Origin of the sequence: Bacteroides intestinalis, from assembly GCF_003464595.1 — a bacterium.
In the GTDB taxonomy this organism is placed as follows: domain Bacteria; phylum Bacteroidota; class Bacteroidia; order Bacteroidales; family Bacteroidaceae; genus Bacteroides; species Bacteroides intestinalis_A.
Window position 1 is genome coordinate 365799 of sequence record NZ_QRZF01000001.1, and the last position, 21740, is coordinate 387538.

13 protein-coding genes are annotated in these 21740 nt (G+C 46.2%); all 13 read left to right on the forward strand.

Annotated elements, in window-relative coordinates:
• Window positions 1-27 precede the first annotated feature (27 nt).
• The 13 genes from DWW10_RS01335 (at window position 28) to DWW10_RS01395 (ending at window position 21690) form a co-directional block, all read left to right on the forward strand.
• Window positions 28-1938: a SusD/RagB family nutrient-binding outer membrane lipoprotein gene (locus DWW10_RS01335; RefSeq protein WP_259320396.1), complete on the forward strand. Its 1911-nt coding sequence runs from the start codon at window positions 28-30 to the stop codon at window positions 1936-1938.
• Between the two features lie 25 nt (window positions 1939-1963).
• The gene (locus DWW10_RS01340) at window positions 1964-2908 is read left to right on the forward strand and encodes a hypothetical protein (RefSeq protein WP_022394220.1); all 945 of its coding nucleotides are present in this window, start codon (window positions 1964-1966) and stop codon (window positions 2906-2908) included.
• A 239-nt stretch (window positions 2909-3147) separates the two neighbouring features.
• Window positions 3148-4314 (forward strand): exo-beta-N-acetylmuramidase NamZ family protein, encoded by a 1167-nt coding sequence (locus tag DWW10_RS01345; RefSeq protein WP_118420640.1) that lies wholly within the window; start codon window positions 3148-3150, stop codon window positions 4312-4314.
• A gap of 41 nt (window positions 4315-4355) precedes the next feature.
• Entirely contained in the window at window positions 4356-5804 is a 1449-nt protein-coding gene (locus DWW10_RS01350; protein ID WP_022394222.1) for a sodium:solute symporter, read from the forward strand.
• A gap of 22 nt (window positions 5805-5826) precedes the next feature.
• Window positions 5827-8976 carry a golvesin C-terminal-like domain-containing protein gene (locus DWW10_RS01355; protein WP_022394223.1) on the forward strand — a complete coding sequence of 1050 codons (3150 nt, stop codon included), beginning with the start codon at window positions 5827-5829 and terminating at the stop codon, window positions 8974-8976.
• Between the two features lie 23 nt (window positions 8977-8999).
• Window positions 9000-10859, forward strand: a complete 1860-nt coding sequence (locus DWW10_RS01360) for an outer membrane protein assembly factor BamB family protein (RefSeq protein ID WP_022394224.1) — start codon at window positions 9000-9002, stop codon at window positions 10857-10859.
• Between the two features lie 32 nt (window positions 10860-10891).
• The gene (locus DWW10_RS01365; protein ID WP_022394225.1) at window positions 10892-12358 is read left to right on the forward strand and encodes a glycosyltransferase family 2 protein; all 1467 of its coding nucleotides are present in this window, start codon (window positions 10892-10894) and stop codon (window positions 12356-12358) included.
• Window positions 12359-12515: 157 nt separating this feature from the next.
• On the forward strand, window positions 12516-13448 hold the full coding sequence (locus DWW10_RS01370) for a DUF4922 domain-containing protein (RefSeq protein ID WP_022394226.1): 933 nt from the start codon (window positions 12516-12518) through the stop codon (window positions 13446-13448).
• Between the two features lie 6 nt (window positions 13449-13454).
• Window positions 13455-14819 carry a SpoIID/LytB domain-containing protein gene (locus DWW10_RS01375; protein ID WP_118420641.1) on the forward strand — a complete coding sequence of 455 codons (1365 nt, stop codon included), beginning with the start codon at window positions 13455-13457 and terminating at the stop codon, window positions 14817-14819.
• A 24-nt stretch (window positions 14820-14843) separates the two neighbouring features.
• Complete coding sequence (locus DWW10_RS01380; RefSeq protein WP_022394228.1) at window positions 14844-16166, forward strand: MFS transporter; 1323 nt, start codon at window positions 14844-14846, stop codon at window positions 16164-16166.
• Window positions 16167-16193: 27 nt separating this feature from the next.
• Window positions 16194-17429, forward strand: a complete 1236-nt coding sequence (locus DWW10_RS01385) for an exo-beta-N-acetylmuramidase NamZ family protein (RefSeq protein WP_118420642.1) — start codon at window positions 16194-16196, stop codon at window positions 17427-17429.
• A gap of 132 nt (window positions 17430-17561) precedes the next feature.
• Window positions 17562-20477, forward strand: a complete 2916-nt coding sequence (locus DWW10_RS01390) for an FAD-binding and (Fe-S)-binding domain-containing protein (protein WP_022394230.1) — start codon at window positions 17562-17564, stop codon at window positions 20475-20477.
• Between the two features lie 25 nt (window positions 20478-20502).
• A complete protein-coding gene (locus tag DWW10_RS01395) occupies window positions 20503-21690 on the forward strand; it encodes an acyltransferase family protein (protein WP_118420643.1) in 1188 nt (395 codons plus the stop codon).
• The last annotated feature ends 50 nt before the right edge of the window (window positions 21691-21740 follow it).

Consider the following 21740-nt stretch of genomic DNA (forward strand, 5'->3'; position numbering starts at 1 on the left):
ATCATAAACCCTATTAATATGAAAAATATGAAGAAATTTATAATAGTTCCATTTTTATCTCTACTGATGTTATTCAATACCGGTTGTGACGACTATCTGGATGTAAATAAGAATGTTGACTCTCCTGATTATGTAGAAGACTACCTATATCTGTCTGGCATCCTGCAAACTTATCAAGACGTTACGTGGGATTTAACATATGCTATTCTGCCTATGATTTCCATGTGGAGTTCTACACAGAGTTCATATGGTTCCAATTATGGTAATCACTATTATCCACAAAGTAGTGATACTGGTGCAATAATTTGGCGTACTGTTTACTGGAATCAAGGTATGAACCTTGAAAATTTACTGAACCAAGCCATTGAAGCAGAACATTGGCATCTTGCCGGCATTGGTTATGCCATTAAAGCATATAGTTGGGATATGCTGACCAAAGTTTATGGCGAATTGCCACTTAAACAGGCATTTGACAATGAACGCGTCCGGTTTGATTATGATTCTCAGGCTGACATCTATGAAGCTGTCCGTGAATGGGCTCGCAAAGCTATTGAATATTTGGAAATGGAAGATAAAACCGTTTACGGCTCAAAAATCTCCGCTAATGACTGGGTTTACAAAGGCGACATTACTAAATGGAAAAAGTTTGCTTACGGTGTAATTGTACGTAACCTGTCATCTCTGTCAAACAAATCAGACTTCCTCGAGAAGTATGCCGATGAATTAATTGAAGCCGCCAATAAATCATTGCAAACATCTGCCGATGATGCAATGGTTGAAATGGAGGGTGGCTCAGCGAGTGTATCTTCTTCTGGATTTAACAACTTCTGGGGAACGCAACGTGGAAACCTGGGTACCACTTACTATCAACATGATTATATGGTACAGATTATGACAGGAACCATACCTAAATATGGAACAGATGGTCAACGCATCAAACAGGCAACGCCTCCTAACCCGTATTATCAATATGAATTGCTCGAAAAGCAATATATAGCAGATACACTGATTAACTTAACCGGCCACTATGACCCTCGTGTAGCAGTTAAATTGAGTACTGACAGTGACCCTGAATACCTCTATATTGACAATCCTGACAGTGTAAAAGCCCACCAATATTACGGAGGAAGGAACAATACTTCCCGCACCAACCCTGCTGGAATCAAGACCACTCCACATCTTTATGGCCGTACCACAACAGTAAAGAATTCCACAACATCTTTGCCTAACGATGGCATTGGTCGTTGGATATTTCGTGATGACGCACCTTATGTACTGATGACTGCTGCAGAAATTAAGCTGTGCCTTGCTGAAGCATATTGGAAGAAAGGTAATAAAGGAGCTGCTTATACAGCTTTCAAAGAAGGTGTTCGCAACGACTTGGATTTCACTGTTACCCCACTCTATCCGGGAAACAAGGGAGTTATTGGCGGTGGAGACAAAGTTACTAAGAGTGTCTACAATGCTCTGGCAAACGAATATTATGCCGGTCCCTACGTAGAAGGATTAGGAGAAGCGAATCTGACTCTATCGCACATCATGCTGCAAAAGTTTATTTCACTTTATCCTTGGGGAGGTATAGAAGCGTGGACCGACTTACGCAAATATCATTATGATATTCAGTATACTGGTGACTATCCATCCAAGGGTAACGGTTGGGACGCCACACGTTTGATTGAAGTGAAACGTGATGAAGATGCCACGAAGGTATTCAAAGGTTACTTCTTGGGTGCTGCCAGAGACATCGAATTCCGAAATGCGGCATATAATCTTTATAATGATGGCTCGCCTTGTTATCGCATTCGCCCGCGTTACAATTCAGAGTATACATGGAACATAGAATCATTAGAGAAACTGAAACCGATTTCCGGTACAGCACCCAACTATCAGTGTTCTATCCCTTGGTTCGCCTACCCAGGTGAATACCCTGAAAACTAATGTTTTATTTTAAATAAATAATGATATGAAAAAAATAAAGTATATAAGCATTGCTCTTTTAGCCACCTTCTTTATGGGGTCATGTGAAAAAATGGAAGTGGATTACGATGCCATTCCAGTCGGAGACGATATGGCTCAGTTCCAAATAGGTCATTACACACCAGTAACGACATCGGCTGAAAATAATATCTATAAGGTAGAGTTGGATGGTAAATTGCTGGCTAACAATACCAATGTATTGAAATACTATAACACAATTCCCGGTGCGAGCAGGTTCTACTACGCCAAGCCAGGCAAAGCGAATCTGAAGTTGTATCAAGGAACCGATTTAAAGTTAGTATTCGATCAAGATATTACTTTAATCAAAGGAAAACAAAATGTCATTGTACACGACTATAATACCAGTCCGATCATTCTGGAGCGCAATTTTGATATTCCGTATCCACTGGATCCATCCAAAGCAACCTTTGACACAGATACCATCGGCTACATTCGTTTCATTAACTTGATGTATGAAAATGAGGGGCAACCCACCACAATGAAACTACAATATCAATATCAGTATACCTTGCATCCGCTTTATACGAATGCAGATAAAGACGCTGGTCTCATTCCTGACGGCAAAAAAGTAGGAGATGCAACGGGAGACGCAACTAAAAGTGCATGGCTCAATTTAGGTTCACCTGTCGCCTTTGGTGAAAGTACAGGCTTTCAACCTGTACCTGTAAAAAAGACAACATACATTGCACAGGGAGCTGCCCGCATAGATTTTCGCATAGTAGTAACAGCCGCAAATGGTGGCGTACCCGGAGAAACAGTTATGGACAATGTAGATTGGTTACTAAAAGTCAATGGTAAGCTTTACACAGACTATTGGAATATTACCATCGGTCGTTATACGACTCATTACTTTGCCGGTCTTCGCAATAAAGCAACCGTTGTAAAAGCATACAGCTATGCCGAGCATTAGAAGAGACAAACTGATTTGGAATATCCAGTAAAGAGTTTCCCATCATTTAAAAGGAAAGAGGATGTATCTCACAATGAGGTATATCCTCTTTCCTCTTTAAGATATCAAACATTGAACAAGGAAACTTTTATTTGCAAATTAATAATTATAATACTAAAAATAATAAAATAAGTGTTTTTGATATTAAAATAAAGTCTATCTTTGTTGCTACGAAAATCCTCCTTAACAATAATACTATTATGAAGAAACTTCTGCTACTGACTCTTTTATTGTGCAGTGCCTTCTTGTGTCAAGCGCAAAAAGATCGAATCATTTTGGGTGACGAACAGACTTCCGAGTATTTTCCCATCCTGAAAGATAAGAAAATCGCTATATTCTCCAATCATACAGGAATGATAGGAGACAAACATTTATTGGATGTCCTTTTGGAAAATAAGTTCAATGTGGTTGCTATTTTTTCACCGGAACATGGATTCCGTGGAAATGCAGATGCAGGAGAACACGTATCCAGTTCAGTAGACTCAAAAACGGGTGTACCTATCCTTTCACTTTATGAAGGTAAAGATAAGAAGCCAAGTAAGGCCTCAATGCAAAAGTTCGATATTTTAATAATAGATATACAAGATGTAGGGCTACGCTTCTATACTTATTATATAACAATGTGCAGGCTAATGGATGTTTGTGCAGAATATAATAAGAAAGTCTTATTGTTAGACCGCCCCAATCCAAACGGACATTATGTAGATGGACCGATTCTGGATATGAAATATAAGTCGGGAGTGGGATGGTTGCCGATTCCTATTGTTCATGGAATGACATTGGGAGAACTTGCATTAATGGTAAATGGAGAAGGCTGGTTACCCGGTTCACGCAAATGTGATTTAGCTGTTATCAAGTGTAAGAACTATACACACCAGACAAGGTATCAATTGCCAATTCCTCCATCTCCTAATCTACCGAATATGAAGTCGATATATTTATATCCGTCCACTTGTTTCTTTGAAGCAACACCTGTCAGCTTAGGCAGAGGAACTTCACTGCCATTTCAGGTGTATGGACATCCCAATATGACCGGATATAATTATAGCTTCACTCCAAGAAGTATTCCCGGAGCAAAGAATCCCCCTCAGTTGAATAAACTATGCCATGGAGTAGATCTGAGCAATATGAGTGATGAGGAAATCTGGAAGCGAGGAGTAGATTTAACCTATGTTATTGACGCCTACCGTAACTTGAATCTGGATGACCATTTCTTCCGTCCATTCTTTGAACTGTTAGTGGGAAGAGATTATGTACGGAAAATGATTAAAGAAGGAAAAAGTGCCGATGAAATTAAAGCCATGTGGAAAGGTGATGTTGAAAAGTTCAAGGCACAACGTAAACCCTATCTGCTTTATGAAGAGTAAGTTTATTACCGATATAAATCGTTCAATCGTAAATTAATAGTATGAGCCCGATATCCGTTATTATCACCATTGCCGCTTACTTTGTGATATTGTTCACTATATCCTACATAGCCGGCAGAAAAGCCGACAATGAAGGTTTTTTCGTCGGTAACCGTAAATCGGCCTGGTATGTTGTGGCATTTGCCATGATTGGGTCCAGCATCTCCGGAGTGACGTATGTATCAGTGCCGGGCATGGTGGCTGCCAGTAGTTTCGGTTACCTGCAAATGGTATTGGGATTTGTTGCGGGACAACTAATCATTGCATTCGTATTGACGCCATTGTTCTACCGAATGAATCTGGTATCCATCTATGAATATCTGGAAAATCGTTTTGGCATGTCTTCCTACCGGACAGGCGCATGGTTCTTCTTTATCTCTAAGATGCTGGGAGCCGCAGTACGTTTGTTCCTCGTATGCTTGACACTGCAACTGCTGGTATTCGAACCGTTTGGATTACCTTTCATTTTGAATGTAGCTATTACCGTAGCATTGGTATGGCTCTATACTTTCCGGGGTGGAGTTAAATCTCTGATCTGGACAGATTCACTCAAAACATTTTGCCTCGTGGTATCGGTAGTTCTCTGCATCAGTTATATTGCTTCCGATCTTAATCTATCGCTTAGCAGTATGATCAGTACAATTGCCGATAGTGACATGTCACGCATCTTCTTCTTTGACGATATAAACAGTAAACAGTATTTCTTCAAACAATTCTTTGCCGGGGCATTCACAATGATTGCCATGACAGGACTGGATCAGGACATGATGCAACGTAACCTCAGCTGTAAGAACTTCAAAGATTCACAGAAAAACATGATTACGAGTGTTATATCACAGTTCTTCGTAATTCTGTTGTTCCTGATGCTGGGTGTATTACTTTACATCTTTGCTGGTAACCAAGGCATTCAGGTAGAAAAGAGCGATGAGCTCTTCCCGTTGATAGCCACCGGCAACTACTTCCCTGCAATTGTAGGAATCTTGTTTATCATCGGACTTATTTCTTCAGCTTATTCCGCTGCCGGCTCAGCATTGACAGCTTTAACAACTTCCTTTACAGTAGATATCCTCGGGACAAAAGGCAGGACGGAAGAAGAAATCGTAAAGATACGCAAGCGGGTACATATTGGTATGGCTGTAATTATGGGTATCACGATATTCGTATTCAACCTATTGAATAACACAAGTGTGATTGATGCCGTATATATACTGGCAAGTTACACATACGGTCCCATTCTCGGATTATTCGCATTCGGTATATTCATGAGACAGCAGGTTCGCGATAAATATATCCCATTGGTAGCCATCCTTTCCCCTATCCTTTGCTTCATCCTGCAAAAGAATTCGGAAGCCTGGTTCAATGGGTATCAGTGTAGCTACGAACTGTTGATATTCAACGCTCTGTTCACGTTTATCGGACTCTGCCTGTTGATCCGAAAAGATAAGAACTAATAATTAACTTAATACATCATCCATGAATGTAAGACTTCATTTTTTGTTCACTTTGCTCACCGCCTCCCTGATCCCCCAGACGGGAGGCGCGCAAGAGCTTCCGACGGATGTCCGCCAGGAAATCGGTAAGTTTCTGGACGCAACCGCACGGAAAGAGGTTTCCGTAGGACGCATCCGGATTGACTCTGTTGCCATTGAAGGAAATACGTTGCAATTATTTGCTAACATGAACTGTGCATATATTCCTTTCCGAGAAGATAATGTGACAGAGATTTATCAAGGTGTGCAGGCACTGCTTCCGGCAGAGTTTTCAAAGTACAACCTGCAAATCCGCACGAATAAGCGTAGCATTGAAGAATTAATCCCCCAGGCACTACGCAGCAAAAAGGACAAAAAAAACAAAACATTCAATCCTGCCGGGACAAAACCTTTAGTAACGGCCCTTTCTACCCCCTATACCCCTACAAATGGACTAAAGAACCGTCACATTGCTTTGTGGCAGAGTCATGGCTTCTATTATGAGCCCAAACTGACACGCTGGGAATGGCAACGCGCCCGCATCTTCCAGACGGTGGAGGATTTATATACGCAAAGTTATGTACTGCCTTTCTTGGTTCCCATGTTGGAGAATGCAGGAGCTAATGTGTTGATGCCCCGTGAACGGGATAGCCAAATAGCAGAAGTTGTTGTAGACAATGACGGTTGCCTTCACTCCCGTTCCGTTTATACAGAAAAGATAGGCGATAAGAACTGGATGCAAGGTACTGGTGAAGGTTTCGCCCATCTGCGCGATCAATATATCAATTTTGAGAACCCATTCCGTGAAGGAACCTTCCGCACTGTTGAGACGGTGAAAGGTAAGAAGGAGAAAGAGAGTACAGCCGAATGGATTCCTGAACTTCCGTCAACCGGACAGTATGCCGTTTATGTATCCTATAAATCATTGCCAAACAGTACGGATGATGCCCTTTACACCGTTTATCACAAAGGAGGAGTCTCCCAATTCAAAGTGAACCAACAGATGGGTGGCGGCACCTGGATTTATCTGGGTACATTTGGTTTTGATGCCGGAAAAAGCGATGCCGGAAAAGTTGTTTTAAGCAATCGTTCTGATAAAGCCGGACGTATCGTTACCGCTGATGCCGTAAAAATCGGAGGTGGTATGGGAAATATGGCACGCCGTATCTCTGAGACAGGTGCCACAGAGAATATTAAAAGTTCGGACGGCAATGCTGCCATAGTGCATAAAGAAATGCCAAAAGTAGATTATCCGTATGAGATAAGCGGTTATCCCCGTTTCTGCGAGGCGGCACGCTACTGGCTTCAATGGGCAGGTATTCCGGACAGTGTCTATTCCGACAGTCAGGGTAAGAATGACTATACGGACGATTACAAATGTCGTGGTATCTGGGTGAATTACCTTGCCGGTGGTTCTGCGGTTAACCCGACAGAACAAGGACTGAATATCCCGGTAGATATGGCTTTCGCCTTCCATTCAGATGCAGGAACCACGCTAAACGATTCCATCATCGGAACATTGGGCATCTACTATACCAACGTTCACAATGAAGAATACGCCAACGGAGCATCCCGCTATCTGGCACACGACATGACAGACCTGATTCAGTCAAATATTGTACGGGATATCCGCAGCCTATACGAACCGGATTGGACACGCCGCGGTATGTGGAACCAATCCTACTACGAAGCACGTGTGCCCCGTGTCCCCACTATGTTACTGGAATTACTTTCACACCAGAACTTTGCAGACATGCGTTATGGTTTAGATCCACGTTTCCGTTTTACGGTAAGCCGTGCAATCTATAAAGGTATGCTGCAATTCATTTGCTCGCAATACCACATGGATTATATTGTTCAGCCGTTACCTGTCGACAATATGGCATTGAAAATGGCAGGCGAGAATGAAATAGAGCTGACCTGGCAACCCGTAGCCGACCCACTGGAGCCAACGGCAAATGCTGAAAAATATATAGTTTATACCCGCATCGGAGATGGCGATTTCGACAATGGCGTGTTGGTAGATAAGAATACCTATCGCACTGCCCTCCCTGCCGGCATGGTATGCAGTTATAAAGTAACTGCCGTCAACAAGGGCGGAGAAAGTTTCCCGTCCGAAATACTCTCTGCAGGACGTGCACTTAATAGCTATAAGCGATTAGCGATGAGTGATAAGCAAACAAACGCTAATCACTCATCACTAAACGCTAATCACTCAGATATCGTGCTGATAGTAAACGGCTTCGACCGTATCAGTGCTCCGGCAGATTTTGTTGCACCTGCTCCCGGTGATACTTTATTCGCCGGCTTCTTAGATGATCTGGACCACGGCGTACCTTATCTGAAAGATATCAGCTACATCGGTAAGATGAAAGAATACCGCCGTTCCATTCCATGGATGGACGACGATGCTTCCGGCTTTGGCGACAGCTATGGTAATTACGAAGATAAAGTAATCGCCGGAAACACATTCGATTATCCCGCTATTCATGGAGCCGCCATTTTGAAAGCCGGATATTCTTTCATATCTTGCAGCGATGAAAGTGTGGAAAATAAAACAATGAACCTGAACGATTATAAGTATGTAGACCTGATATTAGGTAAAGAATGTCAGACCAAAATGGGACGTGGCGGTGTGAAGCCGTTAGAGTTCAAAACATTCAGCCAACCTATGCAGGAAGCTATCACCGCATATTGCGGACAAGGCGGAAACATCTTCGTCTCGGGTGCTTATGTAGGAACCGACCTTTGGGACAATCGCCTTGCCCCGGCTCAGGAATCCGATAAGAAATTTGCAACAGAAGTCCTGAAATATAAATGGCGCGTGGGGCAGGCAGCTACAGAGGGTAAGGTGAAATGTGTAGCTTCACCGTTCCCCGCCCTTTCAGGCAACTATACATACCATAATGAACTGAATGCAGACAGCTATGTGGTAGAATCACCGGATGCCATCGAACCGGCAACAAAAGATGCATACACCGTAATGCGTTATTCGGAAAACAACCTGAGTGCCGGAGTAGCTTACAAAGGCGACTACAAGACCTGCATACTGGGCTTCCCGTTCGAAGCATTGCGCACTGCCTCTGAAAGAGAAGCGTTGATGAATGCCATCCTGACATTCTTCAGTGAAAAAACTAATTTATTCAAGCAATAATATACTAAAACCAATCATCATCTATGAAGCGAAGACTTTTAATAATGTTCCTGTTGGGCTGCCTGCTACCGTTCGCGGTACAGGCACAACATGGCACATTCCGTTTTGCGCAAATAACGGACATCCATTTCAGCCCCAACAATCCCAACCCGACGGAAGACTTGCTACGTTCCGTCGCGCAAATAAATGCGACAGACAGTATCGACTTTGTTTTGGTTACGGGCGACATTACCGAAGAGGGCGACCGTGCCACCATGCTGAAAGTAAAAGAGACATTGGATTTACTGAAAGCAAAGTATTACATGATCCTCGGTAACCATGAAACCAAATGGAGTAACTCCGGTTGTACTGCCTTCGGTGAGATTTTCGGCGGCGAACGCTTTGAATTCGAGCATAAAGGTATCCTGTTTCTGGGCTTCAACTCCGGCCCGTTAATGCGTATGGCTTACGGACATGTCGTTCCGCAGGATATCCGTTGGATGACGGAAGAAATAGATAAGTTTGGAAAAGATAAACCGGTTATACTCGTCACACACTATCCGTTACTGGATGGAGATGTGGATAACTGGTATGAAGTAACAGATGCAGTGCGCCCCTATAACATTCGTTTGTTCATCGGCGGGCACTATCACCGTAACCGGGATTTGCGTTATGATGGCATTCCGGGTATCTTAATGCGCAGCAACCTGCGTGATAAAGAAGGAAAACCGGGATACGGCATCTATGATATAACGAAAGATTCGATTCTCGTCTACACTCAACGCATTGGCGAACCGAAAAAGCAATGGGCTGCTTTCTCACTGACTCAGCCCTATTATGACCGCAATGGAAAAGCAGAGAAATACCCCGACTTTTCAGTCAACACAGAATACCCGAATGTGAAAGAACAGTGGGTAGTGCAAACCGGTGCAGGTATCTATTGTTCGCCTGCAGTAGAAAAAGACAAAGTGTTCGTCGGAGACGATATGGGTTACCTGACTTGCTACGCCTTGAAGAATGGAAAGAAACTATGGAATTTCCAGTCCGGTAAGCGTATTGTAGGTACTCCGGCTGCGGCAGATGGTGTAGTCGTATTCGGTTCTGCCGATCGTAACATCTACGGTCTGAACAGCAAAGACGGAAAACTGCTATGGACTGTAAAAGCAGAAGATCCGGTATTGGGCGCGGTAACCATTGAAAATGGAATTGCCTACATCGGTGCCAGCGATTCTACTTTCCGTGCTATTGATATCCATACAGGTAAAGTAATCTGGGCATATACCGGTGTGAAAGGATACATTGAAACCAAACCACTGGTAACAGCCGACAAAGTGATCTTCGGTGCCTGGGACAATACCCTCTATGCATTGAATAAGGCAGACGGCAAGGAATTATGGAAGTGGACAGGCGGGCTGACGCGCATGCACTTCTCACCCGCAGCCGTATGGCCGGTAGCCGCAGAAGGCAAAGTATTTATCACCGACCCGCAACGTGCCATGACGGCTATCAATATAGAAAACGGAAAAACTGTATGGCGCACTTTCCAGTCTATGGTACGTGAAACGATTGGCCTGTCGGAAGACGGAACGCGTGTATTCAGCAAGACCATGAACGACAGTATTGTCTGCTATGCCACACAAGGAGATCAACCCCGCGAATTATGGGCAAGCAACGTCGGCTTCGGATACGAACATGCACCCTCCATGCAAGTGGAAAAGGGAGGTGTAATGTTCGGCAGCACCAAGGAAGGACTGATCTTTGCCTTAGAAGCCCAAACCGGTAAAGTCTTGTGGAAGCATAAGATAGGTAACTCACTGATCAGTACCGTAGTGCCGCTGAACGGGCGACAGGTATTGTTCACCGCCACCAGTGGCGAAGTAGGACTGCTACGAGTTAAAAATTAAAGAATTAATAATTAAAAGCAATATAGGACATTATGAATAAAATCAATTGCTTCGTTCCTTTCTCAGGAGCTGCACAAGCGGAAAAGACAGTAAAAGGCCTGCAAGAAACCGGCTTAGTGAATAATATTTATCTGCTCGCCCTACCGGACGTTACAGAAAACCTACCCGGATGCAGTACCCTGCACATGCAATCCATCCAGTCCAGCACTGCTATGAGGGATATCGCCGGACATAGCGATGCAGAATATACACTGATCTATACGAAATATACGACGCTCGAACTGGGTTTATTCGCCCTGGAGCGTATGATCCACATTGCTGAAGACAGCGGTGCAGGCATGGTATATGCTGACCGCTACCAGGTAAAGGAAGGCAAGCAAACCAATGCCCCGGTGATCGATTATCAATTCGGCTCATTGCGCGATGATTTCGACTTCGGTTCCGTACTGTTATTTCGTACGGATGCATTCAAGGAAGCCGCTGCCCGCATGAATGAAGACGAGTATAAATTTGCCGGACTTTATGACCTTCGTCTGAAAGTAAGCCAAAAAGAAAGTCTGGTACACATCAATGAGTATCTGTACAGCGAAATCGAAGACGATACGCGCAAGAGCGGTGAGAAGATATTCGATTACGTGGATCCCAGAAACCGTGACCGCCAGATTGAAATGGAACAGGCTTGTACCGAGCATCTGAAAGAAATCGGCGGTTATCTGGTTCCTGAATTCAAACAAATAGAATTCTCAGCAGGCAACTTCGAATATGAAGCTTCGGTTATCATCCCCGTACGCAATCGTATCCGCACCATCCGCGATGCCATCCATTCGGTATTGAAGCAGAAGACCGACTTTAAGTTCAACCTGATTATCATCGACAACCACTCTACGGACGGGACCACAGAAGCTATTGACGAGTTCAAGAACGACAAACGCCTCATCCATATCATCCCCGAACGCAAGGACCTGGGTATCGGCGGGTGCTGGAACATGGGTGTGCATCATCCTAAGTGTGGTAAGTTCGCCGTACAACTGGACAGTGACGACGTGTACAGCGATGAAAATACACTGACCACTATGGTTCGTGCTTTCTATGAACAGAATTGCGCCATGGTGGTAGGTACTTATATGATGACGGACTTCAATATGAATATGATTGCTCCGGGTATTATCGACCATAAAGAATGGACCCCCGAAAACGGACGCAACAATGCACTCCGCATCAATGGTCTGGGTGCTCCGCGTGCTTTCTATACTCCGGTGCTGCGTGAAGTGAAAGTTCCGAATACCAGCTATGGTGAAGACTATGCACTGGGATTAAACTTCTCCCGCCAATACCAGATCGGCCGTGTGTATGACGTAGTTTACATGTGCCGCCGCTGGGACGACAACTCGGATGCTTCACTGGATATCGTGAAAATGAATGGCCATAATCTATATAAAGACCGCATCCGTACCTGGGAACTCCAGGCACGTGTGGCGAAGAATAAAAGCAAATATTGACGAAGTATCGTCACTTGATCGGGTGAAGTATCGTCACTCGATCGGGTGAAGCATCGTCACTCGACCGGGTGAAGCATCGTCACTCGACCGAGCAAGGCATCATTGCCTGACCGAGCAAAAGATTCGCATTATACAATCAATAATATATAGAGTATATATGAACCAAACCATAAACAATCTGCTTACCGAGCAACTTGCCTCCTGGGAAACGGCTCGTAACAACTACGCCGCCCTTTCGGGTGTGCAGGTGAAGGAGTTGGATGTAAACGGTATTCCATATAAGGTACAGTTCAATCCTGCACGTATCGTTTCTTCGGGAGCTAAAGTAGATGCCCAGTCCATCAAGGAACGCAAATGTTTTCTCTGCCCGGCCAATTTACCGCCGGTGCAGAAAGGAATTCCATTCGAAGGACATTATAATATCCTGGTCAATCCGTTCCCTATCTTTCCCCGCCACCTGACGATACCGGAAGTGGCACACGTGAACCAGCGCATAGCCGTCCGTTTCAAGGATATGCTGGCATTGGCACAGGCGTTGACGGATTACACAATATTCTATAATGGTCCCAAATGCGGTGCATCCGCCCCCGACCATGCTCACTTCCAGGCAGGCAACAAAGGTTTCATGCCTATTGAAAAGGACTGGCGCGGACAGGTAGCAGGCAAAGTGGCCGATTACGGTGAAGCTACCCTCTGGTACCTGAATGACGCTCCCCGTGCAACATTGGTCATCGAAGCAGGCAATAAGAAACACGCTGCCGCCCTGTTCGATATCATTTACCACTCACTGGACATCAAACCGGGAGATGACGAACCGATGATGAATATATTGGCATGGTACGAAGATGAGAAATGGATCGTATGCGTATTTCCACGTGAGAAGCACCGTCCGGCTTGCTATACAGCCGAAGGGGATGCTAATTTATTGAGCAGTCCTGCATCCGTAGACCTCGGCGGAGTGTTTATCACACCGGTAGAAAAAGACTTTCTCAAGATCACAGCCGAAGATATAGCCCAGATCTTGAGTGAAGTATCGCTTTCTGCCGAAGACTTCCATCGGGTACGTCAGCGCATTAAAGAACAAATATAAACGATTATGAAAGAGCCCAAAGTACACGTAGGCATATTGTTCGAGCCACAAATAGAGTTTATCCTGCTGAATCCGTACCGCATCAACGGTATGGAAATCAGTGGTAAGCAGGTTGTGACCTACAACGAAGACAGGATACTGTGGAACGGACGCCTTTATGACGAGCTTCTATTTGAACCTGTAAACGAAGCCACCGACGCTTTCGAACTGCTCGATGTCACCATCGGCATCAACTTCCACTGGGAGCGCAAAGAAGACCAGCGCTTTCTGGGTTCTCTGAAGATTATTGTGGAGAACAAGAAGCTGACAGGTATCAACGTCATTCACGTAGAAGATTACCTGACCAGCGTAATCTCCAGTGAGATGAGCGCAACGGCTTCGTTAGAGCTGTTGGAGGCACATGCAGTAATTTCACGAAGCTGGCTTTTGGCTCAGATTCATAAGAACAAGGAGATTACGGAAACCCAGACAGAGTATTCCGCTTTCACCCAAACAGATGAAGAGTTAATCCGTTGGTACGACCGTGAAGACCACACCCGTTTCGACGTCTGTGCAGACGACCACTGCCAGCGTTACCAAGGCATTACCCGTGCCTCCACCGAAATCGTAAAGCAAGCCATCGCTGCCACCCGCGGACAAGTATTAACGTCTGACGGTAAGATATGCGATGCCCGATTCTCTAAATGCTGCGGCGGTGCATTCGAAGAATTCCAGTATTGCTGGGAAGATGTGAAGTATCCCTATCTCCTGAAACAACGGGATTTCCGTATCTTCAGTTCCAAATTCAATGACTTGAGTTTCGAAAACACCTTATCCGGTAGCGGATTACCAGATCTGACCGACGAGCAAGAAGCCAAGACATGGATACGTACTTCTCCACCCGCTTTCTGCAACACCACAGACAAGAAAGTCCTCTCACAGGTATTGAATAACTACGACCAGGAAACCACCGACTTCTATCGCTGGAAAGTAGTTTACACCCAAGAAGAACTTTCCGCACTGATCCTGAAACGCTCTGGCATCGATTACGGGCAAATCATTGATCTTGTTCCTATCGCTCGTGGAACTTCAGGTCGCCTCTGGAAACTGAAAATCGTAGGAACCAAGAAGACGCTCACCATTGGCAAAGAACTGGAAATACGTCGCACACTGTCCACTTCCCATCTGTACAGTTCCGCATTTGTAATAGATAAGGAAGACGTCTCTCCCGAAGGTATCCCCGCCCGTTTCATCCTCACCGGAGCCGGCTGGGGACACGGTGTAGGACTATGCCAGATCGGTGCTGCTGTTATGGGCGAACAAGGCTATAAGTATGACGCGATACTGCTGCACTATTACATAGGTGCAAGTATCGAGAAGCTATATGAATAATTTAACAAAACAATAAACAATATCATGAACAGTACAAAAAGAATATCACCGTGGGCATGGGTACCTACCTTATACTTTGCACAAGGCATTCCCTACTTCATAGTTAACAACATCTCGGTACTGATGTTTGCCAAGATGGGTGTTCCCAATGGAGAGATGGCTTTGTTTACGAGTTTACTGTATCTACCCTGGACCATCAAGCCCTTCTGGAGTCCGTTCATCGACATCATCAAGACCAAACGATGGTGGATCATCTCTATGCAAATCCTGATGTCGATAGCATTCATTCTGTTGACACTGTCCATTCCGAAACCGGATGAAGCAACAATAGCTGCCGGGACGACTCCCATCAGCATGTTCACCATTACACTGATTCTCTTCATCATTACAGCATTTGCTTCGGCCACACATGATATTGCCGCCGATGGCTTCTACATGCTGGCATTAAAGCAAAGCGACCAAGCCGCATTCGTCGGTATCCGAAGCACCTTCTACCGCCTTGCATCCATCTTCGGACAAGGAGTACTCGTAGCCATTGCCGGTGCCATTGAACTGAGGTACAAAGACATTCCACTGTCGTGGACCATCACAATGCTGGTTACAGCCGTCATGTTCAGTTTGGTAACTTTCTATCACCTCTTTGCAATACCCAAGCCTACCTCTGACAAGTCTGTATTGACACCGGGAACAGCCAATGCAAAAGCCATATTCCAAGAGTTTGGGCGTACATTTGCCACTTACTTCACCAAACCCGGCGTATGGTTGGCCATCGCATTTATGTTACTTTATCGCCTTCCCGAAGCATTCCTCATCAAGATGTGCATGCCTTTCCTGGTAGCTTCTAAAGAGGCAGGAGGTCTGGAACTTTCCACAGCAGAAGTAGGTATTGTATATGGCACTATCGGAGTGATATTCCTCACCGTAGGCGGTATCCTAGGCGGATTATTCGCATCGCGCATCGGACTGAAGAAATCCATTTGGTGGATGGCAGCATGTATGACACTCCCCTGTCTGACCTTCGTCTATCTCGCCATCGGCCAACCCGATAATCTATTTGCCATTTCAACGGCCATTGCCATCGAGCAGTTCGGCTACGGATTCGGATTCACGGCCTATATGCTTTATATGATGTACTTCTCCGAAGGAGAGTTCAAGACGTCGCACTACGCCATCTGTACCGCTTTCATGGCACTGAGCATGATGATTCCAGGCATGTTTGCAGGTTACCTTCAGGAAGCAGTCGGCTATGTCAACTTCTTCTGGATCGTAATCCTCTGCTGTGCCGCCACTATTGTGGTCACGGTGTTTGCCGACAGGAAGATTGACCCAACATACGGAAAAAAGTGATTAACAATTAATGATTAGTGATTAGTTATGAAGAAGATAATTATAATATCCTTGCTCTGCCTCCTTTGCGGAAGCGTGGTGCAGGCACAAAAGATAAGAATAAAGACAGGTATCGAAGTCCTGAAAGACCAGAATTTCAAGTGCCTGGAAGGCAAACGCGTAGGTCTGATTACCAACCCCACCGGAGTGGATAATCAGATGAAATCCACCATTGATATTCTGCATGAAGCACCGAACGTAAATCTGGTTGCCCTCTTCGGTCCGGAGCATGGGGTTCGTGGCGACGTACATGCCGGCGACCACGTGACAGACATCAAAGACGCCACCACCGGATTGCCCGTATATTCCCTTTACGGCAAAACCCGCAAGGCTACGCCGGAGATGTTGAAAGACATTGACGTATTAGTCTACGATATCCAGGATATCGGTTGCCGCTCATTCACCTATATCAGTACAATGGGACTGGCTATGGAAGCAGCAGCCGAAAACGGTAAAGAATTTATCGTATTGGATCGTCCCAACCCGGTAGGCGGACTCAAGATAGAAGGCAATCTGGTAGAAGATGATTGCATTTCTTTTGTCAGTCAGTTCAAGATTCCGTACCTTTACGGGCTGACTTGCGGTGAGCTGGCATTGATGCTGAACGGAGAGAAGATGATGGCAGCACAATGTAACCTGCACGTTGTGAAGATGAAAGGCTGGAAACGCAAGATGGACTATGTACAGACAGGGTTGCAATGGGTACCCTCTTCTCCACATATCCCCCATCCGCACTCGGCTATATTCTATCCGGTAAGCGGTATTCTGGGTGAGCTGGGATACATGTCTATCGGGGTAGGCTATACGATACCGTTCCAGATGTTCGCCGCACAGTGGGTAGAAGCAGAAAAACTGGCGGGAAACCTGAACGCATTGAATGTGCCGGGTGTTGTATTCAGGCCGATGTATCTGAAACCCTTCTACTCCGTGGGTAAGGGTGAATTGCTGCAAGGCGTACAGGTACACATCATGGACGTGCAGAAAGCCCCGCTGAGCGACATCCAATTCCTAGTGATGCAGGAAATCGCAGCGCTCTATCCTGACCGTGCCGTATTTGAGCATGCCGACAAGGGACGTTTCCGTATGTTCGACATGGTAAGCGGCTCGGAAGAGATACGCAAGCGGTTCTCACAGCGCAACCGATGGGAAGATGTTCGCGACTATTGGTATAAGGATGCTGAAGACTTCCGACGATTGTCGAAGAAGTACTACCTGTACAAGTAGGGAACAATAAACGCTTCTTGCACCGAAAAGAACCATTAAGGAATCGGGATGCCATGAGGGGTGACAAGTGCTTGTCATCACAGGCAGGTGAAAGAAGAAAAGAATGATAAGGAAAAGAAAGGCGAAAACACTATGGTAAAAAGTAGCTACACTTCGTTTTTGCAGGGAATAAGGGGACTTATTCCGCAAGATAGGATATATACCGACGAACTGCGCCGGTTGGCATGGGGAACAGATGCGGGTTTCTACCGTCTTATCCCACAAATCGTGATTCGTTCCAACAGCGAAGAGGAGATCTCCGACTTGCTGAGACTTGCTGACCGTTACGGTCTGCCAGTAACGTTTCGTGCCGCAGGAACCAGTTTGTCGGGACAAGCCATTAGTGACTCTATCCTGGTAGTAGCCGGAAAACATTGGGAGAAGTACAGCATTTCTCCCGATCATGAACAGATTACCTTGCAACCGGGCATCATCGGTCAGCGGGTTAACGAGATTCTCGCCCCCTACGGACGTAAGTTTGCTCCAGACCCGGCAAGCGTGAAAAGTGCCATGGTAGGCGGCATCGTCATGAACAACGCCTCGGGTATGAATTGCGGCACACATGCCAATAGCGACAAGGTACTTCTCTCCGCCCGCATCGTATTGGCGGACGGCACCGTGCTAGACACAGGGGACGACATTTCGCGTGCTTCCTTCGAAGCCACCCACCCCGATTTCTACAATCGCATCTGCGAATTGCGTGACCAGATACGTGCCAACGAAGAACTCGCTGCACGCATCCGCTACAAATACTCCATCAAGAACGTAACCGGACTGAACCTTCTGCCATTTGTCCGTTTCGATGATCCGTTCGATATTATTGCCCACCTGATGGTAGGCTCGGAAGGCACGCTTGCGTTCCTTTCTCAAATTACCATGCGCACAGAGTACGACTATCCGTACAAGGCTAGTGCCATGCTCTATTTTACCAGCATCAAGGATGCCTGCCGGGCGGTGGTGGTGATGAAAGAACTCTCAAATGACAATACTTCCGCATCAGAAGCAGACAGAAAGATAGTAAAAGGTGCCGAACTGCTGGACTACAAGAGCCTCTCTTCGGTAGAAGACCCTGTCTACTTAAAGTATAAGCAAGAAGTTGCCGATGCCTCCGGCCTCACAGCCGTGCTGACCGAGACCAAAGCCCGCACCCGCGAGGAACTGGAACAGAACATCTCAGTAATCGAGGAATGTCTGAAAACTTTCAGCACCTACATCCCCGTGCACTTCACCGACCGGCCGGAAGAATATTCCAAGTATTGGGCTATCCGCTCAGGCATATTCCCATCCGTAGGCGGTACACGCCAGCCGGGCACTACCTGCCTCATCGAGGACGTAGCCTTCCACATCGAAGACCTGCCCGAAGCCACTGCCGACCTGCAACAGCTCATCGCCCGCCACGGCTACGATGATGCCTGCATCTACGGTCATGCCCTGGAAGGCAACTACCATTTTATCCTGAACCAATCCTTCAGTACCGACGCCGAAGTAAAGCGCTACGAGGACCTGATGAATGACGTAAAGACTCTGGTAGTCGATAAATACGACGGTTCGCTGAAAGCAGAACATGGCACCGGACGTAACATGGCCCCCTTCGTGAAATATGAATGGGGAGAGGCAGCTTTTGAAGCCATGAAGGCAGTCAAGCAGTTGTTCGACCCGAAAGGGCTGCTCAATCCGGGAGTTATCTTCAATGATGACCCGCAATGCCACATCAAGAACTTCAAACCGTTACCGTTGATTCCTATCGACGAAGCCAGTCCTGCCGAAAAAGTAAACAAGTGCATCGAATGTGGCTTCTGCGAAGTGAACTGCCTGTCGTGCGGCTTTACCCTTTCTTCGCGCCAGCGCATTGTATTGCAACGGGAAATATCACGTCTGAAACAAAGCGGCACAGACCCGGAACGTCTGTCTCTACTCGAAAAACAATACCGCTACCCGGGCAATCAAACTTGCGCAGGAGACGGACTGTGCTCCATGTCTTGCCCGATGAATATCAATACAGGCGACCTGACCCACATCATCCGCCAGGAAATACTGCCGAAAGGTAGTCTCGGATATAAAGCAGGAGATTTCGTAGCCAATCACTTCGCCGGTGTTAAGAGTAGTCTGCGCCCCGTTTTATCATTAGCCAATTTCGGGCACTCCGTATTGGGAACTAAAGCTATGAGCAGCATTACGAAAGGAATGCACAATGTATTGGGCGTGCCTTTGTGGACGCCTGCCATGCCGAAAGCTTATTCAATTGACAAGTCACAATTGTCAACTGTCAATTGTCAATTAAACAAAGTAGTTTATTTCCCCAGCTGCATCAACCAAACCATGGGTCTCCCGAAAAAATCCCCCGTGGAGCAACCTTTGGTAAACAAGATGATCTCCCTCCTGCAAAAAGGCGGTTACGAAGTCATCTTCCCCAAGGACATGGATAAGCTCTGCTGCGGCACCATCTGGGAAAGTAAAGGTATGCTCGACATTGCTGACCGCAAAGCTGCCGAACTCGAAGCCGCCTTTTGGGAAGCCAGCGAGCAAGGCAAGTACCCTGTTCTCTGCGATCAGAGCCCCTGCCTGCACCGCATGCGCGAAACCATTCAGAAGATGAAACTCTACGAACCTGCAGAATTCATCTACACCTTCCTGCGAGACAAACTGGTCTTCACGCAGACCGACCGCCCCGTAGCTGTACACATCACCTGCTCCATGCGCAAAATGGGTCTGGCAGATACAATTATCTCCCTGGCAAAACTCTGTTCTACGCATGTCTTCGTACCCGAAGAAGTAGGCTGCTGTGGTTTTGCCGGCGACCGTGGATTCACCTATCCCGAACTGAATTCCTATGCCCTGCGCAAACTCCGTCCGCAGATAGAAGCATCGAGTATCACTATCGGCTACTCCAACAGTCGTACTTGCGAAATAGGACTGACTACCAATTCAGGTATCCCCTACGTCTCTATTGCCTATCTCGTAGACCAATGCACGAAGAGCGTGAAAGCTGAAGCAACTGATAACTTATAACTAATAACTTAACACACTTATTACAATGAACAGTCAGACCAAGACAAACAAGCGCATTCTTGCCCTCGACATCCTTCGCGGTGTCACCATTGCGGGCATGATTATGGTGAACAACCCCGGCACTTGGGGACATATATATGCCCCCCTGCGCCACGCTGAGTGGAATGGCCTCACCCCCACCGATCTCGTCTTCCCTTTCTTCATGTTCATCATGGGTATCTCTACCTATATCTCCCTGAAGAAGTACAATTTCGAGTTCAGTCATGCAGCCGCCATGAAGATATTGAAGCGCACCATTATCATCTTCCTGATCGGACTTGCCATCGGCTGGTTCTCCAGATTCTGTTACTACTGGGCAGGCTCCCATGAAGGCCTCAGTTTTGGCGAACAACTCTGGGCATCCGTCTGGACTTTCGACCGCATCCGTATCCTGGGTGTCATGCAGCGTCTGGCCCTTTGCTACGGTGCTACCGCTATCATTGCGCTGACCATGAAACACCGTCATATCCCTTACCTCATTGCCACATTGCTGGTAGGCTACTTCATCCTGCTGATGTGTGGCAACGGATTTGCTTACAACGAAACCAATATCCTCTCCATAGTGGACCGTGCCATCCTCACCCCCGCACATATGTACAAGGACAACGGCATTGATCCCGAAGGTCTTTTAAGCACCATCCCCTCCATTGCCCATGTATTGCTGGGTTTCTGCGTGGGTCGCATGATGCTGGACAGCAATAAAGCCGAGAGTCGCGAAGCGTTACTGAACTCTCACCTGATCAAATTATTCCTGGTTGGTGCCATCCTTACTTTTGCAGGCTTCCTGCTGAGCTACGGTTGCCCTATCAACAAGAAAATCTGGTCTCCCACTTTCGTCCTCACCACTTGCGGGTTGGCCTCTACTTTCCTTGCATTGCTCATCTGGATCATCGACGTGAAAGGATACAAGAAATGGTGTACTTTCTTCGAAGCTTTCGGTGTCAACCCCCTGTTCATGTACGTTCTGGGTGGAGTGCTCGGCATCCTGTTCGGCAGCATCAGCTTCCCCTGGGGTGATGGCAACATCAGCATACACGGATTCTTATATAAGATTGTTCTTATGCCGATATTCGGTGAGACAGGCGGTTCACTGGCCTATGCATTGCTCTTTGTAGCCATCAACTGGTGCATCGGCTATCAATTGTATAAACGGAAGATATATATCAAGATATAGTAGCAAGCAGGTAAATCGGCAAAAGACTATAACACCGATGAAATATAAAC

Coding starts and splice junctions, on each gene's coding strand:
- DWW10_RS01335 (WP_259320396.1), top strand. CDS start 28: ATGAAGAAATTTATAATAGTTCCATTTTTATCTCTACTGATGTTATTC.
- DWW10_RS01340 (WP_022394220.1), top strand. CDS start 1,964: ATGAAAAAAATAAAGTATATAAGCATTGCTCTTTTAGCCACCTTCTTT.
- DWW10_RS01345 (WP_118420640.1), top strand. CDS start 3,148: ATGAAGAAACTTCTGCTACTGACTCTTTTATTGTGCAGTGCCTTCTTG.
- DWW10_RS01350 (WP_022394222.1), top strand. CDS start 4,356: ATGAGCCCGATATCCGTTATTATCACCATTGCCGCTTACTTTGTGATA.
- DWW10_RS01355 (WP_022394223.1), top strand. CDS start 5,827: ATGAATGTAAGACTTCATTTTTTGTTCACTTTGCTCACCGCCTCCCTG.
- DWW10_RS01360 (WP_022394224.1), top strand. CDS start 9,000: ATGAAGCGAAGACTTTTAATAATGTTCCTGTTGGGCTGCCTGCTACCG.
- DWW10_RS01365 (WP_022394225.1), top strand. CDS start 10,892: ATGAATAAAATCAATTGCTTCGTTCCTTTCTCAGGAGCTGCACAAGCG.
- DWW10_RS01370 (WP_022394226.1), top strand. CDS start 12,516: ATGAACCAAACCATAAACAATCTGCTTACCGAGCAACTTGCCTCCTGG.
- DWW10_RS01375 (WP_118420641.1), top strand. CDS start 13,455: ATGAAAGAGCCCAAAGTACACGTAGGCATATTGTTCGAGCCACAAATA.
- DWW10_RS01380 (WP_022394228.1), top strand. CDS start 14,844: ATGAACAGTACAAAAAGAATATCACCGTGGGCATGGGTACCTACCTTA.
- DWW10_RS01385 (WP_118420642.1), top strand. CDS start 16,194: ATGAAGAAGATAATTATAATATCCTTGCTCTGCCTCCTTTGCGGAAGC.
- DWW10_RS01390 (WP_022394230.1), top strand. CDS start 17,562: ATGGTAAAAAGTAGCTACACTTCGTTTTTGCAGGGAATAAGGGGACTT.
- DWW10_RS01395 (WP_118420643.1), top strand. CDS start 20,503: ATGAACAGTCAGACCAAGACAAACAAGCGCATTCTTGCCCTCGACATC.